General features: G+C 64.1%; 13 protein-coding genes. 8 read left to right on the top strand and 5 right to left on the bottom strand.

Annotated features, from left to right (window positions below):
- Position 1: 1 nt before the first annotated feature.
- From D3227_RS11190 to D3227_RS42635, 4 genes are all read right to left on the bottom strand, one after another.
- Positions 2 to 988 carry an ABC transporter permease gene (locus D3227_RS11190; RefSeq protein ID WP_120014312.1) on the bottom strand — a complete coding sequence of 329 codons (987 nt, stop codon included), beginning with the start codon at positions 986 to 988 and terminating at the stop codon, positions 2 to 4.
- A gap of 117 nt (positions 989 to 1105) precedes the next feature.
- Positions 1106 to 2038 carry a substrate-binding domain-containing protein gene (locus tag D3227_RS11195; protein WP_120014173.1) on the bottom strand — a complete coding sequence of 311 codons (933 nt, stop codon included), beginning with the start codon at positions 2036 to 2038 and terminating at the stop codon, positions 1106 to 1108.
- A gap of 306 nt (positions 2039 to 2344) precedes the next feature.
- Positions 2345 to 3502, bottom strand: a complete 1158-nt coding sequence (locus D3227_RS11200) for a fumarylacetoacetate hydrolase family protein (protein WP_120014174.1) — start codon at positions 3500 to 3502, stop codon at positions 2345 to 2347.
- A 170-nt stretch (positions 3503 to 3672) separates the two neighbouring features.
- The gene (locus D3227_RS42635; protein WP_245451726.1) at positions 3673 to 3876 is read right to left on the bottom strand and encodes a hypothetical protein; all 204 of its coding nucleotides are present in this window, start codon (positions 3874 to 3876) and stop codon (positions 3673 to 3675) included.
- Between D3227_RS42635 and D3227_RS11205 the strand changes: the two genes are divergently transcribed.
- The 7 genes from D3227_RS11205 (at position 3806) to D3227_RS11235 (ending at position 11337) form a co-directional block, all read left to right on the top strand.
- The gene (locus D3227_RS11205) at positions 3806 to 5044 is read left to right on the top strand and encodes an NAD(P)/FAD-dependent oxidoreductase (protein WP_425374499.1); all 1239 of its coding nucleotides are present in this window, start codon (positions 3806 to 3808) and stop codon (positions 5042 to 5044) included. The genes D3227_RS42635 and D3227_RS11205 overlap by 71 nt on opposite strands.
- 98 nt (positions 5045 to 5142) lie before the next feature.
- Positions 5143 to 6030: an ABC transporter permease gene (locus tag D3227_RS11210; protein WP_120014176.1), complete on the top strand. Its 888-nt coding sequence runs from the start codon at positions 5143 to 5145 to the stop codon at positions 6028 to 6030.
- Positions 6027 to 6860 carry an ABC transporter permease gene (locus tag D3227_RS11215; protein ID WP_120014177.1) on the top strand — a complete coding sequence of 278 codons (834 nt, stop codon included), beginning with the start codon at positions 6027 to 6029 and terminating at the stop codon, positions 6858 to 6860. Before D3227_RS11210 ends, D3227_RS11215 begins: the two co-directional genes overlap by 4 nt.
- A 25-nt stretch (positions 6861 to 6885) precedes the next feature.
- Entirely contained in the window at positions 6886 to 7956 is a 1071-nt protein-coding gene (locus tag D3227_RS11220; RefSeq protein ID WP_120014178.1) for an ABC transporter substrate-binding protein, read from the top strand.
- Positions 7957 to 8191: 235 nt separating this feature from the next.
- On the top strand, positions 8192 to 8800 hold the full coding sequence (locus D3227_RS11225; RefSeq protein WP_120014179.1) for a cupin domain-containing protein: 609 nt from the start codon (positions 8192 to 8194) through the stop codon (positions 8798 to 8800).
- A complete protein-coding gene (locus D3227_RS11230) occupies positions 8790 to 9875 on the top strand; it encodes an ABC transporter ATP-binding protein (RefSeq protein WP_120014180.1) in 1086 nt (361 codons plus the stop codon). The genes D3227_RS11225 and D3227_RS11230 overlap by 11 nt, the downstream gene beginning before the upstream one ends.
- 34 nt (positions 9876 to 9909) lie before the next feature.
- Positions 9910 to 11337: an aldehyde dehydrogenase family protein gene (locus D3227_RS11235; RefSeq protein WP_120014181.1), complete on the top strand. Its 1428-nt coding sequence runs from the start codon at positions 9910 to 9912 to the stop codon at positions 11335 to 11337.
- 25 nt (positions 11338 to 11362) lie between these two features.
- Here D3227_RS11235 and D3227_RS11240 read toward each other — a convergent pair whose 3' ends face one another.
- Positions 11363 to 12064 (bottom strand): GntR family transcriptional regulator, encoded by a 702-nt coding sequence (locus D3227_RS11240; RefSeq protein WP_167480667.1) that lies wholly within the window; start codon positions 12062 to 12064, stop codon positions 11363 to 11365.
- 216 nt (positions 12065 to 12280) lie between these two features.
- Here D3227_RS11240 and D3227_RS11245 point away from each other — a divergent pair, with 216 nt between their 5' ends.
- Entirely contained in the window at positions 12281 to 13321 is a 1041-nt protein-coding gene (locus D3227_RS11245) for an ABC transporter substrate-binding protein (RefSeq protein ID WP_120014183.1), read from the top strand.
- Positions 13322 to 13347: the final 26 nt, after the last annotated feature.

Here is a 13347-nt window from a genome sequence, read left to right on the forward strand (position 1 = left end):
TTCACGTCCCTGCCTGATGGCGGCGTTCCAGCCATGAGTGAAGCGCCATCATGCCGAGGATAATGGCGCCGATGAAGATGTTGTAGGCGAGCCCCGGCACGCCGATCAGCACGATGCCGTTGCGCATCACGCGCAGGATCAGGATGCCGAGCACGGTGCCGATGATCGTGCCGCGTCCGCCGGTAAGCGCCGTGCCGCCGATCACCACCATGGCGATGACTTCGAGCTCGTAGCCGGTACCGCTATTGGGGTTGGCCGCCGAGGTGCGCAGCGAAGAGATGACGCCGGCGAGCGAGGCCATCAGCGACGACAGCACGAACAGGCCGATCTTGACGCCGCTGACGTTGACGCCGCGGGCGCGCGCCGCGTTAGGGTTGCCGCCGGCCGCCTGGATCCAGTTGCCGGTGCGGCTCTGCGTCAGCACGTAGCCCAGTGCGCTCGCCGCGGCGATGAACCAGAACAGCGACATGTAGACGCGAAACGGGCCGATGAAGAAATCGCCGACCAGCGCTTCCGCCAGCCAGCTGCCTTCGGCGCTCCATGTCCGCTGCGGAAATCCGTCGGTGACGAACAAAGCCGTGCCGCGCACCACCAGCAGCATGCCGAGCGTCACCAGGAAGGACGGGATCTTGAGCTGTGTCACGAACCAGCCATTGACCAGCCCGATGAAGGCGGCGACGACCAGCGCAACGACGAGCCCCATCTCCAGCGAGGTGACGCCGCTGTTGAACAGCGTCCACATCAGCACCGGCGAGAAGCCGAACAGCGAACCGACCGAGAGGTCGAACTCGCCCGACGTCATCAGCAGCGTCATCGCCAGCGCGATCAGGCCAAGCTCTACGGTGAAGGCCAGTATGTTGGAGATGTTCTGCGGCGAAAGGAAGTCGGGATTGATGCCCCAGAAGACGACCAGCTCGATGACGAGCAGGACGAATGGCCCGAATTCCGGCCTGCTGACCAGGCTTTGGACGAGGGAACGATTTTCCACGAGCAACCCGCGACATGAAAGGAATGGGCTGAGACCTGCACCGCAGACGCGGCGGGCTCCGGCGACGATAGTCCAGTGCCGCGCGTCGAAAGAAACGCGGCACTGGTAGTCGTGGGTTTATTTGCCGGACAGGATCTTGTCGTACACTTCGGCGGTGTCCTTTTCGTAGAGCGCGCCGGTGATGACGTTGAAGCCCGGAGGAATGCCGCTCGCAGCCATGTTGGCCAGCGAAAGCGCGACATAGCTGGTCGCCTGCGGATCCTGCCACTGGCCGGCATTGACGTAGCCGTTGAGCACTTCCTGGGTGGTGTCGAGCGAGTTGCCCCAACCGACGACCGGAATTTCGCCCGGCTTGACGCCGACCTGGTCGAACACCCGCTTGATCGAGCCGGTGACGAGGTCGCCGAGGCCGATGATCGCCTTGACCTTGGCCTTGTTGGCGGTGAGGTAGTCGACCATGCGGCTGATCACTTCGGCCTGGTCAAGCGTCGCTTCGGTGATTTCATAGGTGATGCCGAGTGGGCCGAAGACGCTCTTGATGCCTTCCTCTTCCTGAACGCCATAGGTGGCGCCGGGAACTTCGACCGGCATCCAGACGAAATCGCCCTTCTTCACCAAGCCCTTGTCGACCAGATACTGCGCCCAGTGCTTGCCGAAAGTGACGTTGTCACCGCCGACATAGGCGTTGAAGTTGGCCTTCGGGTCAGGCGTGTTGAAGTTGATGATCGGGATGTTGGCGGCGCGCGCTTCCTTGACGATCTCGACCAGGCTGCCCGGGTCGGGGCTGGTGGTGACGATGCCGTCGGCCTTGGCCGAGATGGCGGCGCGCACCGCCTCCTGCTGCGAGGCCACGTCACCATTGTGAAACGAGGTGTTGACGGTGTTGCCGGTGTCAGTCGCCCATTGCTTGGCACCGGCCAGGAAGTAGGTCCAGACCGGGTCGGCCGGGCCGCCATGCGAAATCCAGTAGAACGTCTTGGCTTGCGCCATCGCCGGAATGGCAACGAGCGCGATCAAGCCAAGCACGAGCAGTCTTAGCCTCGACAGCATTTGATTTCCTCCCATGTTGAAAACGACCTTCCCATCAGGCGCGAAGCGGTCAACAGACCGCATCTCCTGCCAGCGCCGACCGGACGCTCCCAGCGCATTCCCTTTTTCGGGGACTGGCAAGCCTCCACCAGCCAATGGACGTTGGCGCACGACGCTGCGCCATCAGCAATCCCATCAGATCGCATCAGTTGCGGTGATATTTTCCGGGCAACCGGAGCTTCATCGGATTGGCCTGTCGTCCTCGCCGCCGAAGCGTCCGGCATTCAACAATGAAAGGGGTGAGACGCTCCCGGTCGCAGCGGGCGGCTAGATCAAACCGGCCTTGGCGAGGTCGCGCATCAAATGGCTGGCGCCATAGGTCCAGTGCGGACAGTCGGGCGACAGCCGGACACGGTTGACCAGCGCGCCGAATTTCTCTGACGAGATGGTGACGATGTCGCCAACCTTGTGGGTAAAACCCTTGCCCTTCTCGCCGCGATCCTTCGACGGCACGAACATGGTGCCGAGATAGAGCGCCAACCCATCCGGGTACTGGTGGTGCGGCCCCATTGCGGCGGCGACCAGCTCTTCCGGCGAACGGCTGATCTCGGCCATCGAACTGGCGCCCTCCAGTGAAAACCCGTCCTCGCCCTCGACCTTCAGGCGCACGATGGCCTGCTTCACGTCGTCGATGGAGAAGGTGTCGTCGAACAGCCGAATGAGCGGGCCGAGCGAGGCCGAGGCGTTGTTGTCCTTGGCCTTGCCGAGCAACAGCGCCGAGCGTCCCTCGACATCGCGCAGATTGACGTCGTTGCCGATGGTGGCGCCGACGATCTTGCCGCTGCTGGCGGCGATCATGGCGATCTCCGGCTCCGGATTGTTCCAGGTCGACACCGGATGCAGGCCGACATCGGCGCCGAAACCCACCGAGGCCATCGGCTGGCACTTGGTGAAGATCTCGGCATCCGGGCCGATGCCCACCTCCAGATATTGCGACCAGGCACCGCGCTGGATGAGTTTGGCCTTGATCTCCATCGCTTCGGGCGAACCAGGCTTCAGCTTGGACAGATCGTGGCCGATCAGCCCGGCAATGTCGGCACGGATGGCATCGGCCTTTTCCGCCGAGCCGCGCGCCTGCTCTTCTATGACGCGTTCGAGCAGGCTGACGACGAAGGTGACGCCCGACGCCTTGACCGCCTGCAGGTCGACCGGGGAGAGCAGATAGGCTTTTGCAGGATCGCGCGTGGCCGCGAAACTGTTGGCGGCAATCGCGTCGAGCGAACCTATCGGCTTGCCGTTGGCGGCGCGAACATGGCCGGCCGGGTCAGCCAGCTCGCAAATGTCACGCACCGTCGGGGCCGCGCTCGAGGTGATGTCGAAGACCATGCCGTCGCGCACCGTGACCACCAGCGGATAGGACGCGTCGCCTGCCCTGGCGCGGCCGATGAAGAGGCCGTCGGCGGGCAGGTGGCTTGGATTGGTCATGACTTGTGGTCCTCTGTTTGCTTGTCCTGCCGCCAGCACGCAGACGGAGGGTCAACCGTGGCCTGGCCGGCGGCGCGGCACTTTCAACGGATTCCTGTCAAAGGTCTATCCCATCCTGGAACCGAGCTTTCTCGATTTCTCCGGCGCCGGCGCACTGGACCCCCACACGCTCATCGCGTGCCCCAATCGCAAGGCGAATGCGCCTCTTTCAAATCAATGAAATCGTCACTAGGATTTTCATTTTCAAGCGCGTTCAGGTGAGCCTTGCCCTTTTCCGATCCGATCTGGCAAAAGCCCAAAGCGATAAGCGCATTCCCGTCACTTTTCCCGGCCGGCAGCCCTGTCGATGTCGTCATCGTCGGCGGCGGCATCATGGGTCTGTCGACCGCCTTGCACGCCGCGCGCCTCGGTCTCGCCGTTCAGGTGCTGGAGGCCGGCGCGATCGGGGAGGGCGCGTCGGGGCTGAATGGCGGCCAGGTCATCCCCGGCCTCAAATACGATCCGGAATGGCTCGTCGAGCATTTCGGTCCGGCGCGCGGTGCGGCACTGGTCAATTTTGCCGCCTCGACGGCCGATGCGGTGTTCAGCCTGATCCGCGACGAAAAGCTGGCGGTGCCGTTCACGCGCAACGGCTGGATCCAGGCCGCGCACACCGAGACCGCGCTGAAGGCGGCCGCCAGCAGGGACCGGCAGTGGCGGGCACGCGGCGCCGATGTCCAGCTTCTGAGCCAGACGGAAATCGCGGCGATGACCGGCGCGCAAGGTTATCTCGGCGGCTGGCTCGACCGCCGCGCCGGAATCATCGACCCGCTCGCCTATACGTCGGAACTGGCGCGGGTCGCCACGGCCGCCGGCGCCCGGATCGCCGAACGCCAGAAAGTGGTGAAACTCGCCAAGGACGCCGGACTTTGGCGCGTCTCGACGGGAAATGGCGCCGAATTGCGGGCGAAGGCGGTTGTCCTTGCAACCAACGCCTATACCGGCGGACTGCTTCCCGGCCTCGCTCAGACGATCGTGCCGCTGCATTCCTTCCAGATCGCGACGGCGCCGCTGTCGTCCAATCTCGCAGCCACGATCCTGCCGGAAGGCCAAGCAGTGTCGGATTCGCGCCGCATCCTCGTCTATTACCGCAAGAGCGCCGACGGCCGGCTGGTGCTCGGCGGCCGTGGCCGTATGGCGCTGCCGACCAGTGAGGGTGACTGGGCGCATCTCGAACGGGCGCTGGTCAGGCTCTATCCAGTGCTTGCCGGCGTCGCGATAGAAAAACGCTGGTTCGGCCGTGTGGCGATGACGCCGGACCATCTGCCGCATATCCACGAGCCGGAGCCGGGCTTGCTCGCCGTGGTCGGCTGCCAGGGCCGCGGTGTCGGCCTGATGACCGCGCTAGGTGGGCGGATGGCGAGCTATCTTGCGAATGGCGACATCAGCCAGTTACCGTTCCCGCTGTCGCCGATCCGGCCGATCCCGTTCCACGCCTTCCGCCAGATTGGCGTCGCCGCGACGATCGCCTGGTACCGGATGTTGGACGCCTTCGAGCGCTGATTTTGACGTCGGCGGTTCTGGCGCCTCGCGATTCAGCTTGACAGTTTCATGAATATGAAAAAAGCTAAGTCGATTTCATAATTCCGTTGGACAGTTCGATGTCGACCATCGCAGCAGGGCAGTCGCTGCCGGAATCCCGGTCTTCACCGGCTTTCCGTTTCGCGATGTTGCTGCCGGGCGGACTGGTCACTTTCTTCCTCATCCTGTTCGCCCTCGGCCTCGTGCTCTTCCTCGCCTTTCGCGGCAATAACGGCTCGCTGCTCGGTGCCGGCCTCACCGTGGCGAACTTCGCCACCGTGGCGTCCGATCCGCTCTACTGGACGGTGACGCTGCGCTCGCTGGCAATCGCCGGCCTGGTGACGCTTGCGACGGTTGTGACCGCTTATCCGGTCGCCTATTATCTCGCCTTCCATGCCGGGCGGCGGCGCGGCCTGCTGCTGTTCCTGGTGACGCTTCCGTTCTGGACCAGCTATCTGCTGCGCGTCTTCGCCTGGAAGATCGTGCTTGCCTATAATGGTGTGCTCAACTCGGCGCTGATCGAAAGCGGCATCTGGTCGGAGCCGACGCTGGCCTTCCTCAACACGCCGGCGGCCGTTGTTGTCACGCTCGCCCATGCCTATGCGCCCTTCGCCATCCTGCCCATCTATGTGGCGCTGGACACTATTCCAAAATCGCTGCTCGAAGCTGCGTCCGACCTTGGCGCAAAACCTTTCACCAGCTTCCGCCGCGTCGTGCTGCCGAACTCGATGCCGGGCGTGCTGGCGGCAGCGCTCGTTGTCTTCGTGCCGACGGTCGGCGACTATGTCACCCCGGCCATGGTCGGCGGTCCGGCCAGCACCATGATCGGCTCGCTGATCCAGTCCGAGTTCGGCAAGGCCAATGACTGGCCGTTCGGGGCGGCACTGTCGGTCTGCGTCATGCTGGTCATCCTGTGCGTGGTTCTGGTCGCGCGCGACGCCGACCGCCGATTTGGCAGCCGCACATGAGCGCGGCGCGCTCCGAGGCCAATGCAGGCGGCAGCTGGCTCGGCCTCTACGTGCTTGCCTATCTGGTCTTCCTCTATCTGCCGATCCTTCTGATCCCGCTGTTTTCCTTCAATGATTCGATCCAGGCGGCGTTTCCGCTGCAAGGCTTCACGCTGCAATGGTACGCGACGCTCTACGGCAATCCGGCGCTCTCAAGCGCACTCGCCAACAGCCTCGTCATCGCGGCAATAGCCGCTTCCGGCGCCACGCTCTGCGGCATCACCGTGTCCTACATGGACCTCTACGGCCGTTCGCCGCTGGCCGCCACCATCAGCGCCATCGCCCGGCTGCCGATCCTCATTCCCGGCGTCATCGTTGGCATTTCGCTGCTGATCCTGGTCAATCTCGTCGGCTTCGGCCCGTCGCGCCTCGCCATCGTGCTCGGCCACATATTGGTGGCGCTGCCGACGACCGTGGTCGTCATGCGCAGCCGCTTCGCCGCTATCCCGAAAACCATCCGCGAGGCGGCGCTCGACCTCGGCGCCTCCGACTGGACGACGTTCCGGCGCGTCATGCTGCCGCTCAGCCTGCCGGCCGTGCTGTCGGCCTTCATGCTGGCTTTCCTGACGTCCTTCGACGAGTTCATCGTCGTCTTCTTCCTGGCCGGCACCGAGCCGACGCTGCCGCTCTACATCTGGAGCCAGCTGCGCTTCCCGCGGTCGCTGCCAACCGTCATGGCGCTGGGCACGGCGATCCTGGTCGTGTCCTTCGTCATCGCCGGCCTGGCTGAAATTTTGCGCCACCGCGGGCTCGGTGCCTCCCGCCGGACAGCCGCCGTCAATCCAGCCTGACATAACAACGAAGAGGAGAACGAAAATGGCATTCGACCTGAAATTGATAACCGGAACCAAGGCACGGGCCGGCCTCGCCGCTCTCGCGCTGGCACTGTCGTCGACCGTCACCTTCGCTGCCGACAAGCTGCAATACTTCACCTGGTCGGGCTATGAACTGCCCGACTTCAACAAGAGCTTCCTTGCCGCCCATCCGGATGGCGTCGAGGCCTCGATCTTCGGCGATGACGACGACGCCTTCACCAAGGTCAAGGCCGGTTTCCGCCCCGACATTGCGCATCCCTGCTACGACAAGGTGGCGCGCTGGAACAAGGAGGGCCTGCTGCAGCCGATCGACACCAAGCGCATCAAGAACTGGGACTCGATCTTCCCGGTCTTCAAGAACCTGCCTGATTTGCAGGCCGGCGACGGCAAGGTCTGGATGGTGCCATGGGACTGGGGCAACACCTCGATCCTCTACCGCACCGATCTGGTGAAGAATCCCGAAGCGAGCTGGAACCTTTTGTGGGACAAGCAATATGCCGGCCGCATGGCGACGATCGACGCCGTGCATGACACGCCCGTCGTGGCGGCACTTCTCGCCGGCGTCAATCCGTTCGACATGACGCCGGAACAAATGGACAAGGTGGCGGAAAAGCTGCGCGAACAGCGCCCGCTGCTCTCCAATTACACCACCGACATGACCTCGGTGGAGCAGGCGCTGGCCAGCGGCCAGCTGGTCGCCGCGATGACCTGGAACGCGTCGGCCACCTCGCTGAAGAAGCAGGGCGTGCCGGTCGAGTTCATGAAGCCGAAGGAAGGCATGCTGACCTGGGCCTGCGGCTTCGTCATGCTGAAGGACGCCAAGAACGTCGACCTCGCCTATGATTTCATCAACAGCCGGCTGGAGACGGATTCGGGCAAATACCTGATCCAGGCCTATGGTTATGGCAGTTCGACCAGCTCGGCCTTTGCCGCCGTGCCGAAGGAGGAACTGGACAAGCTGCAGCTGCCGTCCGATCCGGAGGTCATGCTGAAGACCACCGTCTTCACCGGACCGATGAAACAGAATGACGACCTCGCCAAGATGTTCGAGAAGGTCAAGGCGGGTGGGTGAGGCCGGTCTTCCCTTCTCCCCTTGTGGGGCCCGAAGGGCGGGCGAGACAAGTGACTCGCCCCGGGCGGTGGATCGGCGCGCAGCGCCGAGACGGTTGAGGGGTGCGTGACGGAGTGCCGTCATCGCCAAGCTGGAACACCCCTCATCCGTCGCCTTCGGCGACACCTTCTCCCACAAGGGGAGGGGGAGCCCTACAGGGCAGTGCCGATATCGAGACTGCAACGAGGACCGATTGATGGACATGCTGGACGAGGCGGCCGACAGGCCGAAGGACGATGCCGACGTGCGGGTCGGCCGGCGCGTGCGGGCGCTGCGGCTGGAGCGCAAGCTGTCGCTTGCCGAGCTGGCCGCCAAGGCAGGCGTGTCGATCGGGGCGCTGAGCCAGATCGAGCGCGGCATGTCCTCACTCAGGGTCAAAGTGATCTGGCCGCTCGCCGCCGCTTTGGACATCGAACCGTCGGCGCTGATCGCCGACGGCCATGATGCGGGGAACGATCTCTACTGCGTGCGCGCCGACAAGCGGCGGCAGATCCCGGTCAAGTCGGAAGGCATCGCCAAGGCGCTGCTGTCGCCACCGGCCGCCACGCTCACCGGCATGCTGGTGACCGTCGAGGCCGGCGGCGGTACCGCCGAGGCCTATGCCCATGCCGGCCACGAGTTCGGCTACGTCCTGTCGGGCGAGGTCGAGCTGGTGGTGGATTCGACCACCTACGGGCTGAAGACCGGCGACAGTTTTGCGTTCAAGAGCACGCTTCCGCACGCCTTCCGCAATCCGGGTGCCGAGCGCTGCCAGATCCTCTGGGTCAACACGACAAAACCGTCCGAGGTGCGCGATGGCGCCTGATCCACTCGTCCGGCTGGATGCAGTGTCGAAGATTTTCCCCGGCGGCATCGTCGGGCTCGACACTGTCGATCTCGACATCGCTCGCGGCGAGTTCCTGACCTTGCTTGGGCCCTCCGGCTGCGGCAAGACCACCAGCCTGCGCGTCATCGCCGGTTTCGAAAGTCCGTCGAGCGGCAAGGTGCTGCTCGAAAGTCGCGACATCACCGCGCTCCGGCCGTTCGACCGGCCGGTCAACACCGTATTCCAGGACTACGCGCTGTTCCCGCACATGAACGTCGCCGAAAATGTCGGCTTCGGCCTGTCGCTGCGCAAGCTGTCCGGAACCGAGCAGGCCAAGCGCGTCGGCGAAGCGCTCGACATGGTCGGCCTCGGCGACAAGATCGGCGCCCGCGTGTCAGAGCTGTCGGGCGGCCAGCGCCAGCGCGTTGCGCTCGCCCGCGCCATCGTCTGCGAACCGCGCGTGCTTCTGCTCGACGAGCCGCTGTCGGCGCTCGACGCACATCTGCGCGAACAGATGCAGGTCGAACTGAAGCGCCTTCAGTCAAGGCTCGGCACCACCTTCGTCATGGTCACCCACGACCAGACCGAGGCGCTGTCGATTTCAGACCGCATCGTCGTCATGAACAAGGGCCGCATCGAGCAGATCGCCCCGCCGGCGACACTCTACGACCGGCCCGCCACCAAATTCGTCGCCAGCTTCATCGGTACGATGAACCTGCTGCAGTCGCGCTTTGTCGGCCGCGATGGCGATCGCCTGCGCTTCACCGCAGGCCCCTTGCCGCTGGAGGCCGTGTCGGAAACCGGCGAGGCACCCGGCGAAGGTTCTGTGCGCACCATCGGCGTGCGTCCGGAAGACCTGCTGGTGGCGACCGAGGCCGAACCCGGCACCGCGCCGGCGCGGGTCAACAGCATCGTCTTCCACGGCCGCACCTTGCGTCTGCATGCCGAACTGGGGCAGGGGATGCCGGTGGTGATCGACGCGCCGCGCCGGGCCGAGGGTTTTCAATTCAGCGTCGGCGACGTGGCGTATATCAGCCTGCGCCGTGGCGCCAACTGCCCTATGCTCTCCAGCTAATTTCCTCGCCATTTCCAGATAACGGAGCCCTATCATGAGCAATCACCTGAACTTTTTCATCGACGGCAAATGGGTGGCGCCCGTGGCGCCGGCGACGCTGGATGTCATCGATCCGTCGACCGAAGAGGCCTACACGAAGATCTCGGTCGGTTCGAAGGCCGATGTCGACAAGGCGGTCGCTGCCGCCAAGGCCGCCTTCCCGTCCTTCTCGCAGACCAGCAAGGCCGAACGCCTGAAGCTTCTGAAGCGCATCCTCGAAGTCTACAACGAGCGCTACGAGGACATTGCCCAGGCTGTCTCGCAGGAGATGGGCGCGCCGATCACCTGGGCGCGCGAAGCACAGGCCTGGGCGGGCAAGGCGCATATGGAAGCCACCATCAAGGCGCTGGAGGACTACGATTTCTCGGAGAAGCGCGGCGGCACCATGGTGGTCAAGGAGCCGATCGGCGTCTGCGCGCTGATCACGCCATGGAACTGGCCGCTCAACCAGATCGTCTGCAAGGTAGCCCCCGCCATCGCCGCCGGCTGCACCGTGGTGCTGAAGCCGTCCGAGATCGCACCGATCAGCGGCATCGTCTTCTCGGAAGTGATGGAGGCAGCCGGCACGCCGAAGGGCGTCTACAACATGATCAACGGCACCGGCCCCGATGTCGGCCAGATCATGGCCGGCCATCCCGATGTCGACATGGTATCGTTTACGGGTTCCACCCGCGCCGGCATTATCGTCGCCAAGACGGCGGCCGAAACGGTCAAGCGCGTGGCGCAGGAGCTGGGCGGCAAGTCGGCCAACATCGTGCTGCCGGATGCCGATTTCGAGGCCGCCGTGCGCCAGGGCGTCAACGCCTGTTTCGGCAACAGCGGCCAGTCCTGCGATGCGCCGACGCGCATGCTGGTGCCGGCCGGCCGCCATGACGAGGCGCTGGCCATCGCCAAGACAGCAGCCGAAGCCCACAAGGTCGGCGATCCGCGCTCGGAAGAGACCAAGCTCGGACCGGTCGTCTCCAACATCCAGTTCGACAAGATCCAGCGGCTGATCGAGGCCGGCATCAAGGAAGGCGCCACGCTTGTCACCGGCGGTCCCGGCCGGCCCGAGCATCTCAACCGCGGCTATTATGTGCGTCCGACCGTGTTCGGCCACGTCACGCCGGGCATGACCGTCGAGAAGGAAGAGATCTTCGGCCCTGTGCTCTCGGTCATTTCCTACAATGACGAGGACGAGGCGGTGAAGATCGCCAACGACACCGTCTACGGCCTTGCCGCCTATGTGCAGTCGCTGGACATCGAGCGTGCGCGCAAAGTGGCCGCACGCCTGCGTGCCGGACAGGTGTCGATCAACTATCCGGAGTGGGACACGTTCGCGCCGTTCGGCGGCTACAAGCAGTCGGGCAACGGCCGCGAATATGCCGACTGGGCCATCCACGATTTCCTCGAGGTCAAGGGCATCGTCGGCTGCGGCGCCTGACATCGACCAGTTGGTTCTCCCACCGTCAGGACGCCTTGGCGAAAAACCCCTGATAGTCTGATTTGGCCTGCAGCAGGCGCAGGATGTTTTCGCGAGACCCGCGCACATGCGCGCGGGCGCGCTCGCCTGCCAGCGCGACGTCCCCCGCGCAGATCGCATCGACGATGCCGGTGTGTTCCTCGCGGGTGAGCTGCCACTCGTCGAGCCACAAAAGTTCCGTCCACACATATTGCTGGCACTTGTCGAGGATGCCGCAGAGCATGCCGTGCAGCATCTCGTTGCCGCCGATCTCGGCGATGACGCGATGCAGGTCGATGCCGACCTGCAGCTCCTCGAATTGCTCCCTGGTGCTGCGGTCGGGGATCGCCGCCAGCCGCTCGCATTCGGCCAGCATGTCGCGCAGCCGCGCCTTGTCGGCCGCGGTCGCATTGGCCGCGGCGAGTTCGGTCGCGCGGCCATCCAGCATTTCGCGAATGTCGAAGGCTTCGCGGAACATGGTGAGGTTGAATTCCGTCACCACATAGCCCTGGCGCGGCCGGCCAACCACCAGCCCGTCGCGCTCGAGCCGGTTGAAGGCTTCGCGCACCGGGGTGCGGCTGACGTTGAGGCGCGCCGCCATGTCGTTTTCCGTCACCCGGGCGCCGGGCGGAATTTGCCCGGTGATGATCAACGCCTTCAGCGACTCGAAGACCGAGTCGCGCAGCGTGTTCTTCCTCTCCTTGCTCAAGCGTCCCGCCTCCAACGGTCTGTCATGGATTCGCAATCTAGAGCCTTTTAGCAAACGTTTCGAGAAGGGCTAAAAGCTCTGAACTGACGCTCCCATTTCTGCCGCGAAAAAACGTATGCCGTGTTGACATCGGCCTTCGGCGGGCTACACTCAAAATTGTATACAAATTCGCATACCAAATCAACGATAATGGGAACACCGGTTGGAGAAGCGAAAATGACCAGGATATCTTGCATTCACAGCCTTGCGCTCGCGGGGTTGCTGGCGTCGACGGCCGTTCCGGCATTGGCGGCCGATACGATCACAGTCGCCTCATGGGGCGGCACCTACCAGGAGGCGCAGACCAAGGCCTTCTTCAAGCCGACGGCCGACGCACTCGGCATCACCATCAAGGAAGACACCACCAACGGCCTCGACGATGTCCGCCTGCAGGTCACCGGCAATGCAGTCAAATGGGACATCACCGAACTCGGCGCCGACGAATGCGCGCGCGGCTCCAAGGAGGGCCTGTTCGAGAAGCTCGACTACAGCGTCATCGACAAGAGCGGCATCAACCCGAAGCTCGTCCATGACGACTGGGTCGGCATCTCTTACACATCCGTCGTGCTGATCTACCGTACCGACGTTTTTGGCGACAAGGGGCCGAAGACATGGGCCGATTTCTGGAACGTCGATAAATTCCCGGGCCGCCGCGCGCTGAGCGGCGCCCAGGCGACCGAGACGCTGAGCGTGGCAGCGCTCGCCGAGGGAATCCCGATCGACAAGGTCTACCCGGTCGACATCGACGGCGCGCTCAAATCCGTCGACAAGATCCGCGGCCATGTCGATGCCTGGTGGACCTCGGGCGCGCAGGCGATGCAGCTGGTCAAGGACGGCGAAGTCGACATGGCAAGCATCTGGAACGGCCGTGCGGGCACCTTGAAGAAAGAGGGCGCTCCCGTGAGCTTCTCCTTCGATCAGGGCGTTCTCACCGCCGACTGCATGGTCATACCCAAGGGCTCGAAGAACAAGGACATCGCCATGAAGGCGCTGGCCAAATTCGTCAGCCCCGATCTGCAGGCGAACCTGCCGCTCTATGTCGACAACGGGCCGGCCAACGAGAAGGCCTTCGAGACCGGCAAGATCCCGCCGGAGCGCATCAAGGACATCAATTCATCTCCCGAGAACGTCAAGAAGCAGGTTCTGCAGGATCCCGAATTCTGGCGCGACACTCTGGTCGAGGCGACGGAGAAGTTCAACAATCTGGTCCAGCAATAGACAGCCAGCCCGATGGAACGGAGCGG

Source organism: Mesorhizobium waimense, assembly GCF_003601975.1.
GTDB lineage: Bacteria > Pseudomonadota > Alphaproteobacteria > Rhizobiales > Rhizobiaceae > Mesorhizobium > Mesorhizobium waimense.